This is a genomic window from Paenibacillus sp. FSL K6-0276, assembly GCF_037977235.1.
Classification (GTDB): domain Bacteria; phylum Bacillota; class Bacilli; order Paenibacillales; family Paenibacillaceae; genus Paenibacillus_AQ.
Window position 1 is genome coordinate 3,202,234 of sequence record NZ_CP150276.1, and the last position, 26,314, is coordinate 3,228,547.

26 protein-coding genes, 1 pseudogene and 2 riboswitches are annotated in these 26,314 nt (G+C 43.2%); of the genes and pseudogenes, 1 reads left to right on the forward strand and 26 read right to left on the reverse strand.

Annotation, left to right across the window (positions count from 1 at the left end):
* Positions 1–30 precede the first annotated feature (30 nt).
* The 11 genes from MHH52_RS15130 to MHH52_RS15180 all read right to left on the reverse strand — a co-directional run bounded on the left by MHH52_RS15130 (position 31) and on the right by MHH52_RS15180 (position 9,413).
* On the reverse strand, positions 31–1,530 hold the full coding sequence (locus MHH52_RS15130; RefSeq protein ID WP_340003419.1) for a sugar ABC transporter ATP-binding protein: 1,500 nt from the start codon (positions 1,528–1,530) through the stop codon (positions 31–33).
* A 289-nt stretch (positions 1,531–1,819) separates the two neighbouring features.
* Positions 1,820–2,659, reverse strand: coding sequence for a class I SAM-dependent methyltransferase (locus tag MHH52_RS15135; RefSeq protein WP_340003420.1), 840 nt, complete (start codon positions 2,657–2,659; stop codon positions 1,820–1,822).
* 32 nt (positions 2,660–2,691) lie between these two features.
* Entirely contained in the window at positions 2,692–3,606 is a 915-nt protein-coding gene (locus MHH52_RS15140) for a DMT family transporter (RefSeq protein WP_340003421.1), read from the reverse strand.
* 162 nt (positions 3,607–3,768) lie between these two features.
* Positions 3,769–4,587: a VanW family protein gene (locus MHH52_RS15145; protein WP_313641501.1), complete on the reverse strand. Its 819-nt coding sequence runs from the start codon at positions 4,585–4,587 to the stop codon at positions 3,769–3,771.
* On the reverse strand, positions 4,588–5,112 hold the full coding sequence (locus MHH52_RS15150) for a cysteine hydrolase family protein (RefSeq protein WP_340003422.1): 525 nt from the start codon (positions 5,110–5,112) through the stop codon (positions 4,588–4,590). It lies immediately after the preceding gene.
* A 129-nt stretch (positions 5,113–5,241) separates the two neighbouring features.
* A complete protein-coding gene (gene queE / locus MHH52_RS15155; protein ID WP_340003423.1) occupies positions 5,242–5,964 on the reverse strand; it encodes a 7-carboxy-7-deazaguanine synthase QueE in 723 nt (240 codons plus the stop codon).
* A complete protein-coding gene (locus tag MHH52_RS15160) occupies positions 5,957–6,439 on the reverse strand; it encodes a 6-carboxytetrahydropterin synthase (RefSeq protein WP_340003425.1) in 483 nt (160 codons plus the stop codon). The genes queE and MHH52_RS15160 overlap by 8 nt, the downstream gene beginning before the upstream one ends.
* Positions 6,439–7,101: a 7-cyano-7-deazaguanine synthase QueC gene (queC, locus tag MHH52_RS15165; RefSeq protein WP_340003426.1), complete on the reverse strand. Its 663-nt coding sequence runs from the start codon at positions 7,099–7,101 to the stop codon at positions 6,439–6,441. The genes MHH52_RS15160 and queC overlap by 1 nt, the downstream gene beginning before the upstream one ends.
* A gap of 29 nt (positions 7,102–7,130) precedes the next feature.
* Positions 7,131–7,604, reverse strand: a complete 474-nt coding sequence (gene queF / locus MHH52_RS15170; protein ID WP_340009666.1) for a preQ(1) synthase — start codon at positions 7,602–7,604, stop codon at positions 7,131–7,133.
* Between the two features lie 162 nt (positions 7,605–7,766).
* Positions 7,767–7,810: riboswitch (PreQ1 riboswitch) on the reverse strand.
* Positions 7,811–7,884: 74 nt separating this feature from the next.
* Positions 7,885–8,568: an ABC transporter permease gene (locus MHH52_RS15175; RefSeq protein WP_340003427.1), complete on the reverse strand. Its 684-nt coding sequence runs from the start codon at positions 8,566–8,568 to the stop codon at positions 7,885–7,887.
* Positions 8,565–9,413: an ABC transporter ATP-binding protein gene (locus MHH52_RS15180; RefSeq protein WP_340003428.1), complete on the reverse strand. Its 849-nt coding sequence runs from the start codon at positions 9,411–9,413 to the stop codon at positions 8,565–8,567. Before MHH52_RS15180 ends, MHH52_RS15175 begins: the two co-directional genes overlap by 4 nt.
* Before the next feature lie 213 nt (positions 9,414–9,626).
* Between MHH52_RS15180 and MHH52_RS15185 the strand changes: the two genes are divergently transcribed.
* Entirely contained in the window at positions 9,627–9,962 is a 336-nt protein-coding gene (locus MHH52_RS15185) for a hypothetical protein (RefSeq protein WP_313641495.1), read from the forward strand.
* Positions 9,963–10,058: 96 nt separating this feature from the next.
* Here MHH52_RS15185 and ltrA read toward each other — a convergent pair.
* The 15 genes and pseudogenes from ltrA to MHH52_RS15260 form a co-directional block, all read right to left on the reverse strand.
* Positions 10,059–11,442, reverse strand: a pseudogene (gene ltrA, locus MHH52_RS15190) (group II intron reverse transcriptase/maturase).
* A 459-nt stretch (positions 11,443–11,901) separates the two neighbouring features.
* Positions 11,902–12,813, reverse strand: a complete 912-nt coding sequence (gene murB, locus MHH52_RS15195) for a UDP-N-acetylmuramate dehydrogenase (protein ID WP_340003429.1) — start codon at positions 12,811–12,813, stop codon at positions 11,902–11,904.
* 274 nt (positions 12,814–13,087) lie between these two features.
* The gene (locus MHH52_RS15200; RefSeq protein WP_340003430.1) at positions 13,088–13,888 is read right to left on the reverse strand and encodes an ABC transporter ATP-binding protein; all 801 of its coding nucleotides are present in this window, start codon (positions 13,886–13,888) and stop codon (positions 13,088–13,090) included.
* 87 nt (positions 13,889–13,975) lie between these two features.
* The gene (locus MHH52_RS15205) at positions 13,976–15,010 is read right to left on the reverse strand and encodes an iron ABC transporter permease (RefSeq protein WP_340003431.1); all 1,035 of its coding nucleotides are present in this window, start codon (positions 15,008–15,010) and stop codon (positions 13,976–13,978) included.
* Positions 15,010–16,035, reverse strand: coding sequence for an iron ABC transporter permease (locus MHH52_RS15210; RefSeq protein WP_340009668.1), 1,026 nt, complete (start codon positions 16,033–16,035; stop codon positions 15,010–15,012). The genes MHH52_RS15205 and MHH52_RS15210 overlap by 1 nt, the downstream gene beginning before the upstream one ends.
* Positions 16,036–16,286: 251 nt before the next feature.
* Positions 16,287–17,294, reverse strand: a complete 1,008-nt coding sequence (locus tag MHH52_RS15215) for an iron-hydroxamate ABC transporter substrate-binding protein (RefSeq protein WP_340003433.1) — start codon at positions 17,292–17,294, stop codon at positions 16,287–16,289.
* A gap of 201 nt (positions 17,295–17,495) precedes the next feature.
* Positions 17,496–19,313: an APC family permease gene (locus tag MHH52_RS15220; protein ID WP_340003434.1), complete on the reverse strand. Its 1,818-nt coding sequence runs from the start codon at positions 19,311–19,313 to the stop codon at positions 17,496–17,498.
* A 123-nt stretch (positions 19,314–19,436) separates the two neighbouring features.
* Positions 19,437–19,596: riboswitch (cyclic di-AMP (ydaO/yuaA leader) on the reverse strand.
* Positions 19,597–19,790: 194 nt separating this feature from the next.
* Entirely contained in the window at positions 19,791–20,255 is a 465-nt protein-coding gene (locus MHH52_RS15225; protein WP_340003435.1) for a disulfide oxidoreductase, read from the reverse strand.
* Complete coding sequence (locus tag MHH52_RS15230) at positions 20,252–21,004, reverse strand: DsbA family protein (RefSeq protein WP_313641090.1); 753 nt, start codon at positions 21,002–21,004, stop codon at positions 20,252–20,254. Before MHH52_RS15230 ends, MHH52_RS15225 begins: the two co-directional genes overlap by 4 nt.
* 151 nt (positions 21,005–21,155) lie before the next feature.
* Entirely contained in the window at positions 21,156–22,472 is a 1,317-nt protein-coding gene (locus tag MHH52_RS15235; RefSeq protein WP_313641089.1) for a hemolysin family protein, read from the reverse strand.
* Positions 22,473–22,786: 314 nt separating this feature from the next.
* The gene (gene gerQ, locus MHH52_RS15240; RefSeq protein ID WP_340003437.1) at positions 22,787–23,254 is read right to left on the reverse strand and encodes a spore coat protein GerQ; all 468 of its coding nucleotides are present in this window, start codon (positions 23,252–23,254) and stop codon (positions 22,787–22,789) included.
* A gap of 125 nt (positions 23,255–23,379) precedes the next feature.
* Positions 23,380–23,811 (reverse strand): cell wall hydrolase, encoded by a 432-nt coding sequence (locus MHH52_RS15245; RefSeq protein ID WP_042128184.1) that lies wholly within the window; start codon positions 23,809–23,811, stop codon positions 23,380–23,382.
* Positions 23,812–24,026: 215 nt separating this feature from the next.
* Positions 24,027–24,416, reverse strand: coding sequence for a DUF2500 domain-containing protein (locus MHH52_RS15250; protein WP_340009670.1), 390 nt, complete (start codon positions 24,414–24,416; stop codon positions 24,027–24,029).
* Positions 24,417–24,608: 192 nt separating this feature from the next.
* Positions 24,609–24,785, reverse strand: a complete 177-nt coding sequence (locus tag MHH52_RS15255) for a hypothetical protein (protein WP_313641086.1) — start codon at positions 24,783–24,785, stop codon at positions 24,609–24,611.
* A 230-nt stretch (positions 24,786–25,015) separates the two neighbouring features.
* Positions 25,016–26,305, reverse strand: coding sequence for a YCF48-related protein (locus MHH52_RS15260; protein ID WP_340003439.1), 1,290 nt, complete (start codon positions 26,303–26,305; stop codon positions 25,016–25,018).
* Positions 26,306–26,314 lie beyond the last annotated feature (9 nt).

Below are 26,314 nucleotides of genomic sequence, written 5' to 3' on the forward strand. Positions count from 1 at the left end.
CCTTGACACCTCCGATAAACTCTTGAACGATTATGAACGCATCGTCGCGTATTTCATAATTGCTTCTTGCGATGCTTCTTCTGCGATTAGTTCTCCAGTTATACGTCCTTCACACATGACAATAATGCGATGACTCATTCTTAGAATCTCTAAGAGATCTGAGGAGACTATAATGATCGCTTTTCCTTCGCTCGCCAACTGATCAAGCAACTTATAGATCTCACTTTTCGCCCCTACATCAATACCACGTGTCGGTTCGTCGAAGATCAGCACATCGCAGTCTCTCGTCAACCATTTACCGATAACTACTTTTTGCTGATTACCACCGGACAAGAATTTGACTTTTTGGCTTATACTTGGAGTCTTGGTTGCTAGTGATTCTGCATGCTGCTCCGCTGACTTTCGCATTTCCCGATCCTTCATCCATCCGAATGCATTACGGAATTTATAGAAGGAAGCAATCGCATTATTCATGCTAATGTCCATATCTACAAGCAGTCCGTAGCGTTTGCGATCTTCGGACAAATAGCCAATACCATGCTGCACCGCTTGATGAGGCTGTCGTATACGAACCGTATTTCCATGCAGCTTAATCTCACCTTTATCGATAGGATCAGCCCCAAATACGGCGCGAACAACCTCAGTACGTCCAGCTCCCATTAATCCAGCGAAACCCAGAATCTCACCTTTATTCAGATGAAAGCTGATATCCTTCAACAATTGCCCACTGGATAGATTCTGAACTTCTAATACAACTTGCTGTGTCTGTTTCGATATTGTCGGCTTTGACGCTTGATAAAGTTCACGACCGACCATCATGCTAATAATTTGATCAATTGTTACCGAATCCGTCCGAACGGTATCCACATAGCAACCATCACGCATGACTGTAATGCGGTCTGAGATCCGTTTCAATTCATCCATTCGGTGAGAGATGTATATGATGCCTACCCCTTCTTGTCGTAACTGCTCGATCATACGGAATAACTCGTTAATTTCCGTATCTGTCAACGCTGCGGTTGGTTCATCCATAATCAGTACTTCCGCATTGAAGGACAATGCTTTGGCGATTTCAACCATTTGCTGATTAGCGACAGTCAGGTCTGAGACCAAAGTCTTCGGATCCAACTTTAGGTTCATCTGATCAAACAGTTCCTGCACCTTACGATTCTGCTCCTGATCATCAACGAACCATTTCAGTGCCTTACGCGGCTCACGACCAATAAATATATTTTGGGCCACTGTAAGATGCGGCATTAAATTCAATTCTTGATGGATAATACTGATTCCAAGTTCCTGCGCAGCACGGGTATTGGCTATTTCCACCTCTGATCCCTTGTACCACATCTGACCCGCATCTTTGGAATAGACACCAGTTGCAATTTTCATCAGGGTAGACTTCCCTGCACCATTTTCTCCAACTAATGCATGAACTTCTCCACGCTTCAGTTCAAATTGACATTGATTCAATGCATGAACACCTGGGAAAAATTTATCGATTCCCGCCATACGGAGCAATACTTCGTCCATTTGATATCCACCTCAAATTTATGAATGCTTTTTTATGAAGTAATCGCTTTCAATCTTGAATGTAAAATTATTGTATATCCTATAACTTTCCAATGTAATGGAATATTCTCCGCAAAAACGTTTAAAATTTTATGTTTTGAACCAAGCAGAAACGGCTGCGCCGTCTTTTCAGGGATGGTGCAGCCGTTTCTGCGAGAAATATATGGATAATGTATAGCGTAAAATATATACTTTCTTATATTCACAAAAAAGCTGAACCGAGACAATCTCAGTTCAGCGCATATGTTTATTACAGACCCTTTCCGGCCACCAAGGTGAACGTCTTTGGTATTCCTTTATCATAAACGTCCGAGGATAGATTGGGTTCTTCGACTAATTGGCGGATCACAAGTCCAGAACTGGCAGCAGCTGTTACAATTTCTCCAAGTGTCCAGCGGCGCCAATATACATCGCTATGTTCCTGTTCACCTACTGGTTTACCTGTGGAAGGCAAATACTTAGAGTACGAGACCTTTTTTTCTTCCAATGTCGTATCGAAATAGTCACCGCTAACTTTGTGCTTGCGAACCTTAGCAGTAGATCCTTTGGACGAAATAAGCTTAGTCGTCACAGGATGGAAATCCCTAAGAATAAATACCCCGTCAGGAGATAGCAATCTACGGACTGTTTCCATGAACGGTGCAAGGTCGGTAAAGTAGTGTACAATCCCTAACTCCGCAAATACGATATCATATGAACCGTCGAGCACGTGATCTGGAAGCTTAAGAACATCCGATACGATGTAGGTAAGCTGAATACCCGCTTCTTGTGCAAGATCAGCCGCATAACGCGCATTAGCTTCCGAGAAGTCGGCAACCGTTACGTCCGCCCCAAGTAATGACAGTGCAACTGCCTTCATTCCGTTTGATCCCATAAGATTCATCATTTTTTTACCCTGCACATCTCCAAAATAAGTAGAGAGCGGGTACAGCTTTGCACTTGGTTCCTTGATTAACTTGGCTGCTGCCTCTGACGGTGTACCAAATCGAGCAACCCAAGCTGTGTACGTGTCTTCGTTCCATAGTTCCTCACTCGTTGGCCCTGTGTTTTTTTCAGTATTCTGATCTACAATTTGATCTTGTTCTTCCATACCTTGCGACCCCTTTATGATTAAAATATCTGTTATGAAGCATTCTGAATGGCATCTGCCACCTGAATCGTTTTCTTTCTTCCAGCATACAAATATACGCCCAGTCCAAACATAACCAAAAGTCCACCTGCCCATTGTAGCGCAGTTAATTGTTCTCCTAAGAGCAAATAAGCAAGGATACTAGCCCCCACTGGTTCGCCTAAGATGTTCATAGATACCGTAGTTGCGGATACATACTGTAGTAGCCAATTAAATAAAATATGGCCGAATACCGTAGGTACCACTGCAAGCAATAGGAAGATTCCCCACTCATTCGCAGGATAGTTGAAGAAGGAAATCCCCATAATCAGATTGTATATGGCAAACACACCAGCCGCTGACAAGAACACTATCAAGCTATACAAATATGAGGGCATGCGCACTACAAGCTTTTGACCGATAAGCATATGCACAGCTACCGCTACTGTTCCTCCAACCGATAACAAATCACCTTTCAGATTATCCGCAGAAATACCAATATCTCCCCAGCCGATAAACACTACTCCGCCAATAGCAATACTCAGCCCCAGAATAGCAGACACAGCCGTTTTTTCCTTATACAAAAAATAAACGCCCAGCATAATAAACACTGGCTCCAGCGCCATGATCATCGTTGAACTTGCTACCGAAGTATACTTCAAAGAGCCCATCCAAAGCAAAAAATGTAGAGCTAGCATAGCGCCTGAGAACATAAGCATGATCCAGTCTTTTTTACGAAGAGCGAACGCAGCTCCACTGTAAGGTCTTGCAAAAGGCAACATCAGCAGTGAGGTGAACAGAAGCCGATACATTCCTTGTACAGATGCTGGTGCTGCAGACCATTTAATAAAAATGGCAGAAAAAGAGATAGCCACAATCCCAATCAACATTAAAATGGGAATAGGAAGTGGTGGTTTTTTAAGCTTCACATGGTACGCGTCCTTTCACTATCTTAAGTCACATATGTTAATTTAACGCAGACCGTGAAAAAATGCATCTATTTTCATTAAATTTCACTAAAAAAAGCATAAGCAATGTCATTTCTGACGAGAGTATATGCTTTATGGGTACAGCGTAATATCAAATTGCTCTTATCCATGAAGAAGCGGGGAATACATCATAAGCGCATAGTTATCCGTTACAGCTTCCTCTCCAACTAGGTCGCCGGTACGTGTATATACTTTTCGACTAATCCGATTGCTACGTATATATCCACCCCAAGGCTCCAAGCTAATCCTATGGTCACTTTCATACACTTCATATTCATAAAGAGACTGCTCATCGCATCTCCATTCCCCATGCAAATGGCTATCATCCAGCCAGAGCTTTAATTGATACGTTTGATTCGTGTTATTCTTCACTTGAAGGTCCAAATAATTATAAGAACAGGTAGCCCCGCTTCCAAATGGCTGTGTACGCTGTTCATCTGGAAATACATCATAGCTGTGCCGATGACGTTCCGTTACTGTAAGAGGTGTATGCAGTGTCATCCAGTAGATGAGATTGGACAACTGGCATAAGCCTCCGCCAACTCCAGAATGGAAGCCCCCATAATGCAGCACCATCCCATCCAAATAGCCTTTTCGTTTACTGGGCTTACCGATGCATCTCCAATAAGAGAAAGTCTCCCCCGGACGTACCATGAGTCCATCCAGTTTCGCGATCGCCAGCCGTAAATTAGTTATTTTATTGTATTGAAGCACCATATCTACATTCCGAAGACTTCTTAATAATGGTGTAGCGTGATTCATTGCCTCATAAGATAAAATATCACTAGTGCGCTGCTTCGCTACCTTACTGCGGCTAGTGCACCATTTCAAGTATCTTTTCCAAATAAAATACCGCTTTCCGGCAAATAGTCTAAGTCGAGAACGCTGAATAGGTTTCATGGCAGCTTGAGGTGTATTCATCTAGAACTGAACCTCGCTTTCAGCTCGTAACTGGGCGAATCTCCCTCCGATTACCGCATTATGATGCTTAACGATCTCACTACTACTTAGAACCCCGTTATCAAAGGTGCTATGAGCATCTGAAACCAGCACATTTTTATATCCCATGCTGTAAGCGCGTCTTATGGTCGTATCTAGACAGAACTCACTTTGCATCCCACAAATCACCAGATTCGTGATCCCGAGTTTCTGTAGCTCATCTTGCAGTTCGGTTCGGTGAAAAGCATCCCACGTAGGCTTCTCCACAATAACTTCGTCTTCCTGCGGTGTGATGCGGTGACTGATCTGCCATGTGGGTGTACCTTTTGTGTATTCATCATCTTCGGTGTGTTGAATATAAACTATTGGAGTACCTGCCAGCCTAGCTTTGTTCTGAAGGGAAATAATTCTCTCCATTACATCCTCTTCATCGTACAGCTTTTGATCAGGATAGGAGAACATAGCTTCTTGAACATCGATAATTAATAGTGCAGTTGAATTTCCCATTAGGTACCTCCTACAACTTTTATGAAAATCATACCAGATTATGGGACATTCTATCTACCTATTTAAAGACTCCTCTCAACAAAAAACGGGTATCTGCTAAGCAGACACCCGCTCCATTTCAAACCTTTTTTACTTGCCTCGCTTATTATGCCAGATTAAAGCATGTAACTGTGGAAGTACACGCACTCTATTCATATTTGGGTCCTCGATTACTTTATTAAACAGCCACTCCAGCCTTCCCAGAAGTCGAGAAGAAATGTTACCCTCTTCCGTGACATCATCATTACCCGGCTGCAGAAAGAGCTGCACATCCGGATATCGCTGGTGGATCTCTTTTGCATAATCAAAATCCCTATCATCAAACACAACGACCTTTAAGCTATGCGTGGAACGTCCCAGATTCTCCATCCTACGCATGATGTTATCTAGCATCTCCCAATTCGTCGTCATCCCTGAGCTTGGTGGCTTCGGACTGATGGTCAGCACATCCACGTCATTGAACCATTCCTGCCATTTACTGCCCTGAGTTTCTATAGCGGCTTTTATTCCTCGCTCATGTAGCAGGTTAATGAAAGTACCCATTCCTTCACCAATCAAGGTAGGATTACCGCCTGAAATCGTAACACAGTCGAAATTATCCCCAGCTAAAGCTAATAGTTCATTCATGATTTCAACCGCTTCCATCATTCGAACCTTATCCTTAGCAGTACCATCCCAGGTAAAAGCGGAGTCACACCAGCCGCAGCGGTAATCGCAGCCATAGGTGCGGACAAACATCGTCTTCACCCCAATTACCGCACCTTCACCTTGAATGGTGGGACCGAACATTTCAATTACGGGAATCTTACTCACAGTCACAGCCCCCATACAACCGGTAAGATGGCCCATCTTCAGGGATATCTTCAGCCAGCACCTCTGCCCAGGAGGTTGGTGTCTCCCATAGCTTTACAGAGTACAAAGGCAGCCCTGCTTGCTTAAGCTTAAAGGCAATATATGAGGACATATTCTCAACTGTGGTGCGGAAAGACAACAAGGCTACTTTGGAGCCCGTATTCGTTAACGTTTCTAACACAGGTTCATTTCCCATAGCAAGAAAAGCGTGATCTATTCGATCTACAAGGCTTTGTTGCACTGTCGTTTTGATATCGCTGAAATCAATAACAAAACCTTCGTCAGAATGGTCTTCCACAGCCACAGGTTTGCCCTTAAGTACTACTTCGAGTTTATAAGTATGTCCGTGCAGATTGCTGCATTTCCCTTTGTGACCAATTAATTGATGCGCCGCATCGAACGTAAATATTTTGCAGACTGAGACCTCGTTAAGCATTAAGAACCGACCTCCGTTCTCTCCGCCTCATATTGCTCAAGACCACGCTGACGTAATAGACAAGCCGGACAAGTTCCACAACCACTGCCAATAATACCGTTATAACAGGTCAGTGTGTGCTCGCAAACATAATCAAAATAACCCAGTTCATCGGCCATCTTCCACGTTTCTTTTTTATCCAGCCACATCAAAGGAGTGTGTATCGCAAACTCATAGTCCATAGATAAATTCAACGTAACATTCAATGATTTTACAAAAACATCACGGCAGTCCGGATACCCACTAAAGTCCGTTTGGCAGACACCAGTGACAATATGGGAATAGTCCAACTGCTTCGCCAATATCGCTGCAAAAGATAAAAACAGCAGATTTCGTCCGTCCACAAACGTACTAGGAAGCTCATCGCCTTCGCCAGCAACGATATCAATATCCTGACGGGTAAGTGCATTCGGCGCAAGCTGGTTAAGCAACCCTAAATCAAGAATATGTTGTTTTACATTAAACTTAGCGGCTATTTCCGTTGCAACTTCGATTTCGGCCGCATGACGTTGATTATAATTGAAGGTAACTACCTGCACTTCCTCAAATTGCTTCAAAGCCCAAACTAGGCAAGTCGTGCTATCTTGTCCGCCGCTGAATACAACGAGTGCTTTTTTATTCATCTAAATCTCTCCTTATCAACATGTTGGGATTAGCGATTGTCCACTTTTTCCGGATAGAGGTCGTGATTGATTAAGCGGTGCTCCGCCATCGCCTCATACTTCGTACCCGGTCTTCCATAGTTGCAATAAGGATCAATCGATATGCCTCCACGCGGAGTAAACTTGCCCCATACCTCAATGTAACGTGGGTCCATCAGTGAGATCAGATCATTCATAATAATGTTGACACAGTCCTCATGAAAGTCACCGTGGTTACGGAAACTAAACAGATACAGCTTTAAAGATTTGGATTCCACCATGTTCTGTTCAGGAATATACGAAATATACAGTGTGGCAAAATCCGGCTGTCCTGTTACAGGACATAAGCTAGTGAACTCAGGGCAGTTGAATTTAACAAAATAATCACGCCCAGGATGCTTGTTATCAAACACCTCAAGAATAGCTGGATCATAACCAAACTTGTACTGTGTTCCCTGATTACCAAGCAAAGTGACTTCTTGCATTTCCTCTTTCAATCTTCCATCTGACACGACAAAAAACCCCTCTCTTTTCCTTCGGCCTTGGCCGGTAATGGAAAGAAGAACGAGATTTCGAAAACTTGGCTCTACTAAGAAGAAACGAAGGCAGCATCCGGTTTAAGGACAGCATCCGCTTATACGTTTAATATACTCTTAGTTTTTTATAGAGGGAGTTCGCGAACCTCTCCTGCACAATCCGTGCAGACTTCTTCTTAAAACATATTGCGTCTTGAACTATACCATGGGAGCCCGCTCCTGACAAGTTCTACTCTTTACCCGTCTTCCAAATCCAGACCGAAAGCACCACAATCCACAAGAGCAAGAGCAGACTTTCTACGAGCAATAATCCTTCTCCATTAAGAATACTGTTCAAATTCTCAACGATTTCAATACTTGGCAGAACGGTAAAGATCGGATAGGTCCATTCCGGAAGAGCGACGTACACAGAAGCTACCAAGAAAAAAACAACCATAAATACGGAGCTGATGGCTGAACCATTCTTGGAGGAACTTACCTTTAATCCAATGATAATTCTGACTTGTACAAAAATAATTCCACCAAATACCATATACAAAAGCATAGGTAATAAATCGCTGATCCCTTTGGTTATTACAAACACAATCATTTGAGAAAATAATGAGCAGACAAGCACTGCTCCGCCCTTAGCAGCAATGATCTGATCTCTGCTTAAGGGTGTGATCAACAGCGCATCAAAAGTCTTACTTTCTCGCTCCTCAATTAATCCTGGGCCGGTAATCATTATCCCTACCATTACTTGCGCAAACAATATCCAAGTAGAAAGAAGCATGAAATCAAGACCACTCTTGTCTACTACTGTGATGATTACCTTAGCCATAAATATAGGTAAAAAAATTAAAATCACAGTCGCTGGATTACGAAGTATATCCTTACATTCATGCTTAAATAGCTTCCATAATGGATAACTCAACTTAACTCACTTCCCGTCAGGGCAGCGAATACATCTGCCAGTGAAGCCTCTTTACTGTGCATACTTAAGATTTGATTAGTAGACATTAGCTGATAAATATGATCTTTTGTAGATTCTTTCGCTATCAGCCAGGATTCCATAACAACTTCCCTATCCAGTTGATATTTAACTTCAATTTCTGGTTTACCATAAATGGACTTAAGTCTATGAGGTTCATCGAGTGCCACCAATGCGCCAGCATGCATAATACCCACTCTATCGCTTAATTCCTCTGCTTCGTGCATATCATGTGTCGTTAAGACAATGGTTGTGCCTTCTTCTTGAATTCTCTTGATGTGATTACGAATGAGTGAAGCTGAATTTGGATCTAATCCACTGGTAGGCTCATCTAAAAACAACACTTGGGGCTTATGTAATAATGCTCTGGCGATTAGGACGCGCTTCTTCCAACCTTTGGACAAGCTACTCACCTTAGCTTTTTCCTTGTCTAACAGTTGGAGGGTCTCCATCACTTCATTCACTCGCTTTACGGGTAAACCATACAGATCAGCAAACAGTTCCAGATTATCTCGGATAGAACAACGCATATACAGATTGGGAAGCTCGAAAACAACGCCAATTTGGGCATGGATTTCTTTTTTATGCTGTAAAATATTCATGTCATTAATTAATATTTCACCTGTTGTAGGCTGAAGAAGACCCGTCATCATGCGCATTGTTGTTGTTTTCCCAGCACCATTAGGACCTAGGAATCCAAAGACCTCTCCCTTCTCCACCGTGAACGTAATTCGATCAACCACACACCTCTCTTGATAATACTTTGAGACCTCGGTTAGCTGAATCAATGGCACTACCACCTTTTCCGAATAGTTAACTTCTTTCTATCCTTATTCTGGTTGTAGGGGATTATCTCTGTTGTTGCTAATCTGTAACATTCGCTATTCCTTAGTACCTTCCTGTGTTCTTTAACGCTGAGATGTGGAAAAAATATGGATTCAAATTTAAAGAAAAGGGTAACTTAAACATAATAATCTTCGAGGTAAGGGTGGGATCATCTTATGGAACAAAGCATACAGAAACTTATGGATTGGATTAACAGTCATGTAAATGAAACCATTGTTATTGAAAAGAAAGAGCTTCGTGATCTGGATAAAATCCATTTTAATTTGGAGGCCGTTGAGTTTCGGAGTGCGGATGATGTTATCGATGATTATCTAGGGAGTGCATTAATATTAAAAGGATTTGGCAGCACTTTAAACGCCGATGGTGAGCTAGTATCGCTACCACACTCCACCTATGACTTAGCTATTGACGGGCTTCGTATTGAGGACATAGGTGATCGCAAGGCGGAAATAACTACAGATCGAGCTAAATACACCCTTTCAGCGGATTAAACAACATGTTATTATGAATCGAGTAGGAAGGGGCGGTAAGCCCCTGTCCTCTCACACCACCGTACCTGCGGGTCCGCATACGGCGGTTCCAAAAGGTTAACAAAGTTCCAGATAACATGAAAGCAAACTTTTCAGCCCTTTCGCTTCCCAATAGGAAGTCGGAAGGGCATTATTCGTGTTCCGGGACATTTCCCATGCGCCTCGCCTCGAGTTGGCCATCTTAAAACAAGCCCACTCTGGAACCCCTAGTGCCCGGAGTTCTCGGATTCGTGTGCGCACTCGTTTCCATTGCTTCCACAAGCACATTCGGAGTCTTCTCCGTATCCACTGGTCCAGCCTTTGGAGATGCGTCTTTGCCGAAGCTAGACGATAATAGCCCAGCCACCCCATCAGATAGCGGTTCAGTCGGCCAATCCGTTCTTCCATTGAAATGGACCATGTTCGGTTCGTTAGCTCGCGAATCCGTTCTTTAAATGCTAAGAGGCTCTTCGGTGCTATTCGAATTGTCGCCTGTTTCTGACTCAAGAAACTGAACCCTAAGAACTTCCGGTGCCAAGGTCTGGCCACCGCGCTTTTCTCCCGGTTCACTTTCAGTTTCAGCTTTCCTTCTACAAACCGACTTACCGATTCCATGACGCGTTCGCCTGCTCGCTACAAAGATATTACAGTCGTCCGCATAGCGTACAAATCGCAGCCCTCGTCCACTCAATTCCTTATCCAAATCATCTAGCAAAATGTTCGCCAAGAGCGGACTGAGCGGACCACCTTGTGGCGTTCCTTCCCAGCTACGCTCTCGTTTTCCTTTCACCATGACTCCGGCGTTCAGATAGGCACGGATCAGTGTCAGTACTCTTTTGTCCATCACCTTCCGTGCGACTCTTGCCATCAGCATGTCGTGATTCACCTGGTCAAAGAATTTCTCCAGATCCAGGTCTACCACCCATCTAAGACCGCTTTGGATATATCTTTGGGCTTGTTTGACTGCATCATGCGCACTCTTCCCTGGGCGAAAGCCGTAGCTATACCAAGAAAATTGCGCGTCAAAGATCGGGTTCATGACTTGTAGAAGGGCTTGCTGGAGAAATCGGTCCATTACAGTCGGGATGCCTAGCAGCCGTACACCGCCTCCGGGTTTGGGGATTTCCACCCGTTTGACTGGCGCAGGTCTATAGGCGCCCGCTAGAAGCTCGGCTTTCACCGTTTCCCAATGTGTTTTCAAGTAAGCTTGTAGATTCGCTACCGTTACATTGTCCACTCCGGGTGCTCCTCCGTTTTGCACCACTCGTTTGTAGGCGAGCCGAAGGTTATCTCCTTCGAGCATTCGCTCCAGCAAGTTGTTCTGGTCTTCGCGAGAGGGAGGGGCGACTTGTGCCGACGAAGAACTCGGCGCTCCGGCATACCCTAACGGCTTCACCGCTTCTCTTTGCCGCAAGCTCTCTTGCGAGATATTCTGCTGTCGTTGCTCTTCCTGCGAACGCATCGTTTCCTCTCTCCTTTCGGTTCAGCCCTTCCGTAAACTGTTGCAACAGCTTACGTACTATGGCCTCTGCTGACTCCTGCCAGTTCAGCGCAGCCTCTCGGCTACGGTTACAAGTTTTTTTCCTTGCTTACCTGACAGGCCTCCCCAGATAAGAACGTCATCTGTCTGCCCGCGACCACTGGAGTTTACCGCGTCCGCCCTTGGCGGCTCTGGATTTCGTCATGTTTGGGTGACTCATCCGACGGACACAGCCTCAAATCCAGTTCGTGTACCTTGGCCCGTGCTTTTGCCTCCGGCTTCCTTCAGATTCCACCTCACGGTGGACACCCTTGCCCTTGGCTAACGGTAGGCGCTCGCCAGCCCCCGTTCGGGACTTTCACCCTAAAGATGACGCCCATGCTGGGCGTACCAAAAAAAGAGCCTGCATCGTAATCTGCAGACTCTTTTAGATTTCAATTATTACTCTTCTCCAATGATCTCCACTTCAGTTTCTAGCTCCACTCCGAATTTATCTTTCACAGTCGCTCTTACATGGTGAATTAGCCCAATGTAATCGCTGGCAGTTGCATTATCTGCATTTACAATAAACCCTGCATGCTTCTTGGATACCTCAGCACCACCGATTCTTGTTCCCTGTAAGCCACTCTCTTGAATTAACTGACCTGCAAACCGACCTGGAGGACGTTTAAACACACTACCACAAGATGGATACTCAAGTGGCTGCTTCGATTCACGCAAATAAGTTAATTCATCCATTTTAGCCTTGATGGTCAATGCATCACCGGAAGTCATAGCAAAGTTGGCCTCAAGAACGATATACTCGCCGCTTGCGAACACGCTTTTTCTGTAACCCCATTGCAGTTCATCGCCTTGTAGAGTAACCAATTGTCCGGTCTTAGTTATAGCCAGCGCACTATGCAGCACATCTTTTACTTCTCCGCCATAAGCCCCCGCGTTCATGTAAAGCGCTCCACCAACTGTTCCAGGAATGCCACAGGCGAACTCAAGACCCGTAAGCTCCATATCCAGTGCATATCTGGAAACATCAATTATTTTGGCACCGCACTGAGCATAGAAGAGATTGTCGCGAATTCCCATTTCGGTTAGTCCTGCCGTTTGCAGAACAATACCACGCACACCACCATCACGAATAATCACATTGGAGCCGTTCCCAAGTACCGTAAGGGTTATCCCATTCTGTTCAGCATATGTAACGATCTTTTGTATTTCCTCATAAGTAGCTGGTGCTGCCAAAATATCAGCTTTTCCGCCCATTTTGGTGTACACGTGATCTTTTAAGTTCTCATGACTCTTCACTATTCCTGTAGTCATTAGCTTTTGCAGGTCATCTTGAATTTTGTCAATATTCATGTTTCATGCTCCTTTAATCATGTATAAATGATGATCCTTGATCTATTTTTAAATATAAGAACGTTTATACTTAAGTAGTTATCATGGAATTGTAGGCAAACACAACTGTAACAACGAACAGGCTCCCTTGTCAATGACGGGAGCCTGTTATCGTAAATTATAAACATTATTTTGAAGCGGAACAATCAGCAGGCATGCATAAAGTAAAGACAATCTTCTTGCAGCCACTATAACTGATTATACTCCCACGCTTAATAAACTGTATTTACTATAATTACACTGCTTTATACGCAGCAAGTTCGTAAGGAAGACACAACGGCACACCCGTACGTGGATCAGGAACAATATCTGCTTCAATTCCAAATACTTCGCGAAGCACATCTGGTGTCATGACTTCAGTAGGGGAGCCTTCACTAATTACACTACCGGACTTAATAGCTACCATATGCTGCGCATAGCGAGTAGCATGATTTAGATCGTGAACCACCATGATAATCGTACGTCCCTCTTCCTCATTCAGTTTTTGTAGAAGTTGAAGCACTTCAAGCTGATGGGCCATATCAAGAAATGTTGTTGGCTCGTCTAGGAATAGTATGTCTGTCTCTTGTGCCAATGCCATAGCGATCCAAGCACGCTGACGTTGTCCCCCAGAAAGACGATCAATCGGTCGATCATGGAAAGGCTCCATTCCAGTGACGGAAATAGCGTTGGAAATAATACTACGATCCTCTGCTGTCATCGTGCCGAACCCTTTTTGATGTGGGAAACGGCCATAGCTAACCAGCTCAGACACCGTCAAACCATCAGGAGCCGTCGGGTTTTGCGGTAAAATCGCAAGCTGCCGAGCGACCTCTTTTGTAGAGAAATTATGGAGCGATTTGCCGTCCAGCATCACGCTACCGCTCTTAGGTTTCATAATCCGCGCCATGGTTCTGAGGATTGTTGATTTACCGGAACCGTTCGCTCCAACAAGCGCTGTAATTTTCCCTGTTGGAATGGACAAGTTCAATCCTTTAACTATTGTAGCTTCCGCATACCCAATACTTAACTCTTTTGTATTTAAACGTTCTGACATGATTTACAACTCCTTTAAAGTTTTACGGAGCATGGCTCCTTGATTAGACTACATAGTAAAACTCACTTCGTAAGCATTTGCTTTGTTTTACGCTTTTGATTTGGCGAGCAAATATAAAAAGTAAGGTGCGCCAATGATCGCAACCACGATACCTGTTGGTACTTCCGCAGGTTGTAACACCCATCTTCCGATCGTATCGGCGGTAATCATAAGCAGTGCCCCTGTCAAAGCACATGCAGGTAACAACACTTGATGTCTGGGGCCTACAAGCCTACGCGCCAGATGAGGAGCGATTAGACCGACGAAGCCAATACCACCACTTACAGCGACGCAAGAGCCAGCAAGGGCTACAGCTGTAACAAGAAGCAGGATGCGTTCCTTTTCCAATCGCATTCCAAGTCCTAATGAGGTATGATCACCAAGATTTAATACATTAAGTATCCGTGCTTTATAGAAAGAGAACGGCAATAGAATCACTATCCAGGGTAGTAGAGCAAGAACGAATCTCCAATCTCCACCCCATATTTTTCCAGCGATCCACGTAGCTACAAACTGATAGTTATTAGGATCAAGCCTTAAAGACAAAACAAGTTGAACTGCATTGATTCCTGCAGCGACTGCAATCCCGATGAGTATCAGCCGCGTAGGGGACAGACCATCATCTTTCCGATAAGCAAGTATATAGATTAGGGCTGCGGTTAAGCTAGCTCCACCAAGCGCTAATAGCGGGAGTACAAATACGGGTGCTGCTGTTGTTGCGGGAAAGAAGGAGATAAAGATGATCACCGCAAAACCAGCTCCAGCATTTATTCCCAGCGTAGCTGGTTCAGCAAGTGCGTTACGCGATAGGCTCTGTAGGATACATCCAGAAACTGCAAAGCCTGCTCCGACTAACAATGAAATTACTATACGTGGTAATCTGAAATCAAATAAAATAAGCTTTTGCTGATGTGTTCCATCACCCATTAGAGTATGTAGTACTTCTAGTGGTGACAGACGCATAAACCCAGTATTCATGCTGACGATAAATACTACGATGATCAATATAGCAAGCAGCGATAACACTGTCATTCCTCGTGTTCGGCGTTCTTTTTCGTACGGAGTTAGGGTAAATTTAGGCATTATAGCTCCCCCTTCCGTTTGCTCGCCAAGTAAATAAAGAATGGTACACCTATTAAGGCGATTAAAGCTCCCAACGGGGTCTCATAAGGTGCATTAATCATTCTAGCGGCAATGTCCGCAAATATAATCAATAAGCTCCCAAGGATTGCCGAGCAAGGAATAATCCAACGGTAATCTACACCGACCAAGTAACGGGTAACATGCGGAATGATAAGTCCTACAAAAGCAACAGGCCCAACGGTCGAGACTGCACTTCCTGCTAGAATGACTACAACAATCATACAAGCTATCTGTACTAATCTGGTCCGCTGCCCCAGTCCAACTGCCACTTCCTTTCCTAAGCTAAGTAACGTGACCGATCGAGATAACATCAGGGCTGCGATTAATGCCACCACAACCCAAGGGAATATAATTTTTATCTGAGTCCAGCTTGCCCCTCCCATTCCACCAGCTAACCAGAAAGCTATGTCTTGAGATAAGTTGAAGAGGATTGCTACGCCTTGACTAATGGCGACTAGCAGTGCACTGACTGCAGAGCCTGCGAGAGTCAACCGTAAGGGTGTTAGGCCACTATAGGAGATAGACCCTATTCCGAACACGATCAATGAGGCTACAGCTGCACCGATAAAGCAAAACAACATGAGAGAAGTGAAAGAAAGCGAAGGTGCAAAAGCAAACACTAATGCCAGCGCTACACCCGCCCCTGCATTTAATCCGAGCAGACCTGAATCCGCAAGTGGGTTCCGTGTCATTCCCTGCATGATAGCCCCCGCTACTGCAAAGCAAGCACCGACCAAGGCACCAGCTATAGCACGAGGTAATCGTAGTTCTCTAATCACTTGATGCTGCTGAAGATCTGGATTAAATCGAAATATGGCTTCCCATACCGTGGCTAACTTAATATCTGCCGCACCTAGGGAGACTGAAAGTGCCAGTCCAAAGGCTATGGTAACAAGGCCAAAAATGATGATACTGATAGCAGCTGCTGGCCGTGAATGTAAAGCTTTTTCCGTTTCTTGATTCATCTTTTTGTGTGCGAATTCTGAGGGTGGAACCATAAGTCGTCTCCTTATTAGATAGTTACAACGATTTAGATGATAACAACAATCATTCTCATTATCGCAAAAATATTTATTATGTACAATGGAGGAACAGATTTAACGCATGATAGAGTGGTTTATAAAAAAATGGTGCAGATCTTTGTATCCTTAGATACTTAATCTGCACGCACTTTCAGACCGAAATGAAAAGCTCATCACCGGTGAATTACAAGTTCTTATTTCACAAGGTTTTCCAATACATCGTCAATGATTTTGGTGCCAGCATTCGCACCACTGTATAGCCAGCTGCTTGCTGAGCTCATTTCATGTACGTTTCCAGCTTTTACAGCCGGAATGCCTTTCCAGATTGCACTATCCAAGATTTCTGAACCCTCAGATTTATCACTGTTCACCAAGAAAATATGATCAGCTGTCAACTCAGACAACTTTTCAAGTGAAATAGGATTCCAAGTTGCTCTTGTTCTTGCTGGAATCTCTGTGACTAGGTTAGGAAGAGTGACTCCAAGATCTGTATACAACACAGCTCCACTGCTGCGAGTTTCGTCTACAATATAGAAGTTCTTTTGCACCAACCATAAAATCGCCACAGACTCTTGTCCAATAGCTCCACTAAGCTTTTCTTTCGCTGCAGCCGCTTTATTTTCATAATCTTTAATGGCTTTCTCTGCTTCAGGGGTCTTGTTCAGAATTTCACCGATCTTAAGCAGCGATTTACGCCAATCTTGATTTAATTCATCCCCAATAACATAAGTAGGCGCAATCTTATTCAATTGATCATAAATGCCATTCTGTACAGAAGACTCTGATGGAATGAGAATTAGATCCGGCGCAAAGCTGGTTACAGCCTCCAGCGGAAGGTCGTAGCTGATCGTAGGAACATCCTTCAATTCAGTAGACAGATAATCCTGAACACCATTAGGCACTGACCATTGTGCAACTGGAGTTACCCCTAGTGTTACCAAAGAATCTTCTAAATAAGAACCCAGCACACGTTGTGGATTGGCCGGAATAGTCACTTCATGTCCCATTGCATCAGTTAACGTTCTAGGCGCTGCGGGAGCTTCTGTGGCTTCAGCCGTAGGCGCTGTCGTTGGCTCTGTTCCTGCGTTTGAAGAGTTTCCGGAATTATTATTACCGCAAGCGGATAAAAATAGCACCATCACCATTAATCCGATCATCGTTAATTTCATGCTTCCAAATCTTTTTCTGTTAAACGAAAACATTAAATACCCTCCTAGTGTGTACACGCTTTTGTTTTCAAAGGTGTTGACTACCTCTGTCTCACTTTTAAATGATATTGATTCTCATTCTCTATGTCAACATATAAATTTTAAATTTTGTGGATTTACAACAATTTCCTTCTAAAAAAATACAAAAAAGACTATTTCCGAATGTTCCGGATATAGCCTCTCCTAAATGATCCATTATTTATTCAAATGATAAGGGACAGTCGCTACCACAACATCTTTTTGATTCATTAGATAGGAGCGGATTAAAAAGCTGGTCTGATTGTGAAGCACGGCTTGCCACCAATGCTTAGTAATAAACTGTGGAATTAGAATAGTGATATGATCCGTCGCTGCAGTCTTCCACTCTACAGTATCAATAAATTTCACTAACGGACGAATTACACTGCGATATCTGGAACGAAGTACAATCAGGCGTACACCTGGATTCCATTCCTCCCACCGTTGCTCCATCTTATGGATGTCCTCTTCATCAAAGCCTACATACACAGCCACAACATTATCTGTCAAAGACTTCGCATAGCTGATGGAATGTAGTACAGCACGTGTTACACCGGCAACAGGGACAACAACTGTGCTTCCTTTAATCAAAGGTTTATCGGTATTAGGACATATACGAAGCTGATCTGCAGTGTTCAAATAGTGCTTGTGAATACGGTAGAACACGAACATTACAGCAGGTAAGAAGATGAATGCCATCCATACACTCGAGAATTTAGTTATGATAAAAATAAGCGTAATAGTCAATGTAGTCAGCATACCGATGGTATTCACAACAAATCTTCTTTGCCATCCCGCCGGCTTTGTTTTGAACCAATGAACCATCATTCCAAGCTGTGACAATGTAAAAGGAATGAACACGCCTACCGCATAAAGAGGAATCAAGCTTTCTGTATTTCCGTGGAATGCAGCTACAAGCACGGCAGAAAGAACACCTAGAAAAATAATACCATTAGAGAAACCCAGACGGTCACCACGGACCATAAAAGCATGTGGCATATATTTGTCTTTTGCAAACATAAATGCGAGTAGTGGGAACGCTGAGTAAGCCGTATTAGCTGCCAAGAACAAGATCACTGCAGTGATACCTTGAATAAAAAAGTACAAGGTGCCGCGACCAAAGGTCGATTCAGCTATCTGCGAGACAACGGTAGCCTTTTCGTCAGGTACTATTCCGTACCAATACGCCAGCAGTGTGATACCGGTAAACATAAAGCCAAGGATGATTCCCATGATCATTAAGGTCTTGGCTGCATTTTTTTCAGCTGGTGCTTTAAAGTTTGGAATCGCATTAGATACGGCTTCTACACCTGTAAGTGCCGAACAGCCAGAACTAAAAGCTTTTAACAGCAGAAACAAACTAACATTGGATACAGCGGCACCTATTTCAGGCACATTCGCATGAACGCCGCCTAGTGCATATTTTATAACACCGGAGATAATCAGAACTACAATCGAAACCACAAACAAATACACTGGGATTGCGATGAATGAAGCCGATTCTGTAACTCCGCGAAGATTAATTATAGTTAGAAGAATGATAACAGATACAGCAATGAGAACAGTATGATTATGAAGACTTGGAAAAGCAGATGTGATCGCATCCGTCCCTGCCGAAGCACTAACAGCTACGGTCAGAATGTAATCCACCAGTAAAGACCCTCCTGCTAGGAGACCTGTCGGAACGCCAAGATTACTCTTGGCTACGATGTAAGCTCCACCTCCTTGCGGATAAGCATAAATCGTCTGCCGATAGGATAAAATCAGAATGGCCAGCAGGCCCAATACGGCTAATGCAATTGGCAGGGAATACCAGATGGCAGTAAACCCCGCAGCCACCAGTACAATCAGAATTTGTTCCGTTCCGTAGGCTACAGACGAGAGCGCATCAGAAGACAGGACAGCCAGTGCTTTCACCTTGGATAACTTTTCATGATCGAGTTCGTTCGACTTCATCGGACGCCCGATCAATAGTCGTTTTACCTTGCTTACCATTGTGGATACAGTTCCTTTCTTTGAGAGCAGAAACGGAAATTCCGCGCGCTGTTTTCATTGGTGGATTTCATAAATGCAGACACTAAAAATAGCATACGGAAATGATCCGCATGCTATGCATGGTCATTATTCCACCTTGCTTACGAGGTTAGCTGGCGGATTCGGGCTGTGGTATATAGCCCTACGGTACAAGTCCAATCGACTCATTCCGATTCACCCCTTTGGCATAAATGCCAAGTTTGGTTCCCCCGTTTTTCCTAAGAAAATTCAGCGCATATTCAACTTCTCACAAGGTCTAATATTAGTCTACAAAGTGTATACAGTAAAGCGTTGAAAAAAATGAAAAAAGAATGAAAAAACATCCAATAAGCGCAAATATAGCGTCTAATTGGATGCTCTCTTTCATTCTCTTCAATTATCCCTCTGCCCCGTGTCTTTAATACCTTTTCACATATTTTGTATCTACAAAGTATGAAATTAAAATCCTAGGTTTTCCTCTGTTTCTAACTCCAACACTTCTTCTTCCTTGCGTCCGTACCAAAGCAAAATACTAATTAAAGCAAAAGCAATTAACGCAAGGATAGGAATCGTAATGAATCCGAAAAAGTTTAAGTAATCCTTATTACATGGAACACCAATCGTACAAGGAAGGACTTTACTTAACGCAGGAATCTTCTGTTCCGCATAATGATAGATTGAGATACTGCCACCAATCAGACTTAATGGAAGTACATAAGGGATGATGCGTTTATCCCCTCGAAACGTCGCGATTCCCAGTAGGATTAACTGAGGATACATGAAAATTCTCTGGAACCAGCAGAGCTTACAGGGTTCATATTTCAATACTTCACTCAAATATAAGCTACCGGCGACAGCAACTAGTGATACAAACCAGGCGAGATACAGGCAGTTACGCTTGCAGAAAGATAGGGACTTTGTCACTTTACCTCCACAGCTTTTACGGCGGTGTTAATTTCAGTTGTAATCGCTTCAATGTCGAAAGGATCGTCTGCCGGTTCTCCATTAATGTAGAGTGAAGGCGTAGTAGTCATACCTGCTTCGCTAGCTAACTGAATGCCATTATTCAGCTCATCTGCATATGTGCGTTCCTTGATATCTTTACGAAGTAGTTCGTAATCAATAGCTAGCTTCTCTTTCTCCGCAAGGCTTACTAGGAAATCCTCAGTCGCCCATTCTTCGCTCTCTTCACCTTGTTGTGCATAAACAGCATCATAGAACTTCCAGAATTCATCATTATTCTGATGATATACAGATAATGCAGCAAGTGAGGCAGTCTCAGAGTCTGGACCAACGAAAGCCATATTTACAAAGTAGAGCGCTGCTTTCCCCTCATTGACAAAATCTTGAACAATTTGCGGTTTAACTGAAGTAGCAAATTGGGAACAAGCTGGACATTTGAAATCTCCAAATTCAACAAGTTTAACCGGTGCATCCTCTTTACCGATCCTTGGCAGCTCATTGTAATTGAATGCTACCGGTTCTCCTGATGTGGCATTTTTTGTGGCATCTTTCGAGGCTAACATAAACAATCCAACAAAAATAATGACTACTAAAGCTATTGAACTGATAATTAAGATTCTCGTTTTCTGCTTTTGCTGCTCCTGTTCTACCCGCCGTTTTTCTTGTTTGCTCAGCTGGGGAACGCTTGTACTTTTATTAGGTTTACTCAAGGAGAATTCCTTTCTGTCCTCTATGGACTAATATAGTTTTTATCATATACATTTAAAATTATATAATTTTAAATCTCTTTTTGGCAAACAATACTGTAAAAAAGGACACAGTGCTATAAGCACTGCGTCCTTAACATTATAAATAAGTTCATTAAGCACCAGCTTCTTCAGTCAATAGCTGTAACTTCAGTAGCTTAATTCGAGAAATTCGCTTATTATCTGTTTCTTCCACAATAAACAAATGATCATCAAATTCTACAGACTGCCCTTTTTGAGGTGGATTAACCTCCAGTTTAGAATACAACCAACCGCCTATCGTATCGTAATCCTCTGTTTCCATATGGATACCCAAAAGATCATTAATCTCTTCAATAAGCATCAAGCCGTCGATGGAGTGTTCATCCTCCCCCAGCTTCTCAACACCAGGACGTTCTTCATCGAATTCATCCTGAATTTCGCCCACAATTTCCTCCATGATATCTTCTAGCGTAACCATTCCTGATGTTCCGCCGTACTCATCAATCAGAATGGCAATTTGTGTCTTCGCACGCTGCATGACCTTCAGCAGAGCACTAATCTGAATAGATTCTGGAACGGTTAGTATAGGACGAATTAATTTATGATAGCTTTGTGCGCGATCCCTAATTAAGTCTTTGATATGAATGAAGCCTAGAATGTGATCCTTATCTCCGTCACAGACTGGATAACGCGTCCTCATTCCATCAAAAGCAACCTCAAGGTTCTCTTCAGTTGAAAGATTATTATTCAGGCAGATCATTTCTGTCCGAGGAATCATGATCTCCCGAGCCATTGTATCAACAAATTCAAAAATATTGTCAACCAGCGCCATTTCGGTATTATCAATTAAGCCACTTTTGTTACTTTCTTGCATGATAATACGGATCTCTTCTTCCGTATGCGCCGTTCCCAGCTCTGAAGCTGGGGCTAAACGGAAGATCCGCAATAAACCACGTGCCAGCCCATTTACGATCCATATCACTGGATACATGATCTTGTAAAACACATTCATCGGTCCAGATGTTAGCAGAAGGACAGATTCAGCCTTGTTAACTGCAATGGTCTTAGGTGCAAGCTCACCAAGTACGATATGCAAGATAGTTATGAACATTAGAGCAATAATCAAAGATACAACATTAACAGTGGTTACTCCAAAACCTATACTTCCTAATAAAGGCCCGATAAGGTTAGCTATAGCTGGTTGCCCCAGCCATCCTAGCGCAAGCGAAGCCAATGTAATACCAAGTTGACAGGCGGATAGATAACCTTCCAAGTTGCGAACGATGCTTCTCGCTTTTAAAGCTTTTTTACTACCTTCTTCAATAAGGGTATCAATTCTACCGCTTCGTACTTTCACCATTGCATATTCGACTGAAACAAAGAATCCATTCAACAATACCAACAGAATAATAAGACCTACGTGTAATATACCGGGTAAAGGGTCGCTCAATTTATAATCCTATCCATCATTCTCCGTACGGATGGATAGGCCCACCTCCTTCGTTTTTTCAAAGTATTGGCATGAAGCTTGCCAGTTGTTCCTTTCAGTATCAATTTCCCAATGGTTTCATCTCCAATCTAGAATCACGAATTTGAATATATACTTTCATTATATAAATATATTGGTTGCATTCGCAAGCATGCGTGTCCTTTCGAAAAAAAATGGGTCTCTTTATTCCCCTTATTATTCCAAAATATCATTATATATAAAGAAAAACCCCTAACCGTTTGGCTTTGGGGTTCATCCGAAAAATATGGACTAGATTAGCGACAGTTTCTCGTTGTAGGGGGATTGCCGATCACACCAGGATATTGATAAGTAAGGGGCTCATCAAATGTAGCATAATCAAAATAAATCATAAGTAATACGGTGCGTTGACCAGTTTCTGGGTCACTGATAATAATGTGGTCACGGCCCGCAGCTTCCAATACACCCTTGTAGATTTTGGCATTCCACTCTTTGTTATTTTCGTACGTATAATAAAATGTACCTACTTTGCCTAAATTCAGTCGGAAAATATTCTCGATATAAGATTGTTCGTACTGTTGTGGTGGGGTTTGGACTACAACCCCTCCTGGTGTCATCGGACTTCCGCTAGTGACTTGTGGCGGCATGCTGCCCATGCCTTGCATGCCTTGCATTCCTTGCATTCCTGTTGACATTGGCATTTGCATACCTGAAGAAACACTACCAATAGTGTAAGTGACGGGACGGTATGGTTGAACGATCATTTAATGAAACCTCCTAAATGTTTATCGGAGCAGCTGCTCCCTTTGGGCACAAAAGAAACTTTACACTAGCTTACTGAGAGAATTACTCATAATAATGAGTAATTCTCTTTTACACAGTTACTCTGCTAATTGCCAATAAATACAGCCGGGCAATCTTCTCCAGTCGGAGTAAAGAAACAATGAGCTTTAAAGCGGCCTGTGTTTTGTTGGTTGTACCAGGTTGGAGGACAATCTCCTACAGGACGGAAGAACCATAAAGCATTGGTCGCTGGCCAAGTTCTTTCACCTGCAATTGCACGTTTGGCAAGACGGATGTCTGCTTCTCTTGCTCGTTGATAGAAATATGATTTCTGCGGCGCTTCGAATCCTCCTGGACTTTGATAGACCATGTCATTCACAGTACGAATGTTCAAAAAATCCAGGCAATTCCCAAGAATCCGATTGACGCCAACATTCCCGACCATAAGCATGCCTAGATCTCCATCTTCTTCCGCTTCCGCTCTCATCAACCGAGCCAGCACCTTTACATCTTCCGAGTTCGTTTTGATGACGGCCACGCTGTCTCCTCCTTGGGGTCGCTTCTTGATTGCAACCTCGTTCTTAACTGCATGCTGTATTGTATGTGCATTAGCCCAAGAGGTGACAGTTCTCGCCTAATTTTCAAATCAGTCGCTTTTCGCTTAGTTGCACATTTATTCGCACATAAAAGCCATCTCCCTGCTCCGATGAATGGAACAGGGAGATGGCTTTAGAATTAATGTATAGCTAATAACTACTCCGCAGTAGAGTATTGTGGCTGTCGCTCAAATCCGTAATATCTAGTTCCTTGATAAGTAAGCATGCCTTTATCGCCTTCTGCACTCATTCCATATTCATGGCCATCTACTTTAAATTCTATTCGACTGCCACCATTCAATTCGTACGTTAAGTAGTATGTTGTACTCGTACGACTTGAACCATTATCTTCTTGAACCTGCTGCCTTATTTCACTTCGTTTGCTAACGATACGGGCAGGGATAGTTAACATGGGTGAGCTATTGTTCCGGCTCCATTGAAGCAAGCCCCTGCCTGCTGATACAGCAAGAATACCAACCATTACAATGAGAAATATCGGCATCACCGTTCCGGAGAAATCAAACATCCATGACAGATCCGGGCCCATTCCCATGACGTTTTCCCCCTTCATACCCATGTAATTCAGCCCTTTACTTAGCTTCGGGCACTTCTGTACATGTATATGCCTCATCTAGTCCAGAAAGCATTAAATTAGTAAGACTAGATGCAAAAAGACCACTTCGCTTTCTTAGAATTCAAGAAATCGAGTGGTCTTTAATCATAGTTTTGAGTGATCAGATTAAGCATGAACGAGGTCTAGCAATTGCTTAGTTTCGTCAGTCTGTTCATCTAACATACCGTTATCTGCCCAGCAAGCTCTGCATTTTTCTTCCGTTTCACACAGGTGAGCGTCATCACAGTTGTAGCAAAGTTGCAGCAGGTTTCTTGTCATATAATCTGTTTCAAAAGTTTTCATTGTAATCTCTCCTATTCGAAAGTTAAGTTTGTGAAAATTTGAACTTGTTCTATGTGTTAAATATATCACACGATCATTTAAATGTCATGTGATTTTTTTCACATCTATAAAGAAAATTTTAATTAAGTTTTTTCCTTATATTCAATCAATCAAAAAACACATAATTACTCTCAAAAAAGAAGCTGTCCCATAAGTAGCAATCACTACTTTTGAGACAGCCCCTATTCACTTTACATCACACGCCAACTAATCCCACCATTCGTAGTCTGTAAGAGGAGCGAGCGTTTTTGTTCTTTTTTCTCAAGCAAAAGCCAACCCAACTCTGAGGAGATAAACTGCATTTTAACAGCCTCTGGATATTCCACAAGCTTAGACTGCAGAACACTGCCCTCTGTAAGGGGGAGCCAAGTGTTCCCTTGATTAACTGTGTGGTAAAGGGTGTTGTCAATGATAGCCCAACCGAATTGTGAATTCAAGAACGTAGGAGCAATCTGATGATTTCCTTCGGTTTGACTCTTTAATCCAAAGGGTGTGAACTTCCAGTTCTCTCCACCATTAGCGGTAAAGTAACCGTGGTAAGTGATCTTCTTTTCCTTATCATTATGGCAGCCCACATCCATCCAGCCATTAGATTTACTATCATTGAAGAACTCTGGTTTGCCAGTAATCACTCTGTCACAGCCTTCTAGTCGTTCGTTTAACAGAAAAGGTGGTCCCGGATTCCAACTCTGACCACCGTCCTTGGTCATAAAGATCTTAGGAAGGGCACCTGTCTGCAGAGTCACAAATCCATCTACACGGTTCTTGAATATCATTCCAGTGCTTACACCTGTTAATGGTATCGAATGATTTGGAAGGTTCGGATTATATTGTTCATTCTGCATCACTTCTTCCCATGTGGCCCCACCGTCTGACGTTGAATAGAGGGCCTTGTTCTCTTTATTAGAAGTAGCGTTCGAGGAGGTCAACAACCATCCCTGTGTTGGTGAATTGAAATAAACGGAAGTTACATCATTATCGTCACCTAGTGATGAGATTTTCCAGCTCTTCCCTCCATCTGTAGTTCGTAACACTATGTTCTCTGTCGTACCAAATGCACTTCTTATAATCCAACCATGATTAGGGTCAGTAAAAAAAATGCCTTTTCCATAGACAGGGGTGGAAGTGAACTGCACATTTGGCGCAGGAGAAATATTAGCCCACGTCGCTCCATTATCATGGGTAACGTACAAACGAAGTTCATTTTTTGTAACACCCCAGACCATGCCCACTGTCTCACTAAGCAGATGGAAACCCGTAATTCGAGTTTGAACTTGATATTTTGGGCCACTCTCATTGTTAGTATTGTTACTAGGTGGTGTAATCAGGGTAATCGTCTGTCCTTCTTCCGGCGCTTCTGTAGGCTGTGGCTGTGGAGAAGGCTCCGGTGGAGGTGAAGAACATGCCGAGACTATCCACGCTAAAAAAAATAGCATCATAAACATTCTTAGTGTTTTCAATCCCGCAGTCCTAGATGTCAATGCCCTCTC

Excerpts from the sequence above, each read along its gene's own strand:
- MHH52_RS15215 (WP_340003433.1), bottom strand. The coding sequence starts at position 17,294 with ATGTTTTCGTTTAACAGAAAAAGATTTGGAAGCATGAAATTAACGATG.
- MHH52_RS15205 (WP_340003431.1), bottom strand. The coding sequence starts at position 15,010 with ATGCCTAAATTTACCCTAACTCCGTACGAAAAAGAACGCCGAACACGA.
- MHH52_RS15210 (WP_340009668.1), bottom strand. The coding sequence starts at position 16,035 with ATGAATCAAGAAACGGAAAAAGCTTTACATTCACGGCCAGCAGCTGCT.
- MHH52_RS15255 (WP_313641086.1), bottom strand. The coding sequence starts at position 24,785 with ATGAAAACTTTTGAAACAGATTATATGACAAGAAACCTGCTGCAACTT.
- queC (WP_340003426.1), bottom strand. The coding sequence starts at position 7,101 with ATGAATAAAAAAGCACTCGTTGTATTCAGCGGCGGACAAGATAGCACG.
- MHH52_RS15220 (WP_340003434.1), bottom strand. The coding sequence starts at position 19,313 with ATGGTAAGCAAGGTAAAACGACTATTGATCGGGCGTCCGATGAAGTCG.
- MHH52_RS15150 (WP_340003422.1), bottom strand. The coding sequence starts at position 5,112 with ATGGGAAATTCAACTGCACTATTAATTATCGATGTTCAAGAAGCTATG.
- queF (WP_340009666.1), bottom strand. The coding sequence starts at position 7,604 with ATGCAAGAAGTCACTTTGCTTGGTAATCAGGGAACACAGTACAAGTTT.
- MHH52_RS15185 (WP_313641495.1), top strand. The coding sequence starts at position 9,627 with ATGGAACAAAGCATACAGAAACTTATGGATTGGATTAACAGTCATGTA.
- MHH52_RS15200 (WP_340003430.1), bottom strand. The coding sequence starts at position 13,888 with ATGTCAGAACGTTTAAATACAAAAGAGTTAAGTATTGGGTATGCGGAA.
- MHH52_RS15145 (WP_313641501.1), bottom strand. The coding sequence starts at position 4,587 with ATGAATACACCTCAAGCTGCCATGAAACCTATTCAGCGTTCTCGACTT.
- MHH52_RS15250 (WP_340009670.1), bottom strand. The coding sequence starts at position 24,416 with ATGGGCCCGGATCTGTCATGGATGTTTGATTTCTCCGGAACGGTGATG.
- gerQ (WP_340003437.1), bottom strand. The coding sequence starts at position 23,254 with ATGATCGTTCAACCATACCGTCCCGTCACTTACACTATTGGTAGTGTT.
- MHH52_RS15130 (WP_340003419.1), bottom strand. The coding sequence starts at position 1,530 with ATGGACGAAGTATTGCTCCGTATGGCGGGAATCGATAAATTTTTCCCA.
- MHH52_RS15135 (WP_340003420.1), bottom strand. The coding sequence starts at position 2,659 with ATGGAAGAACAAGATCAAATTGTAGATCAGAATACTGAAAAAAACACA.
- murB (WP_340003429.1), bottom strand. The coding sequence starts at position 12,813 with ATGAATATTGACAAAATTCAAGATGACCTGCAAAAGCTAATGACTACA.
- MHH52_RS15160 (WP_340003425.1), bottom strand. The coding sequence starts at position 6,439 with ATGCTTAACGAGGTCTCAGTCTGCAAAATATTTACGTTCGATGCGGCG.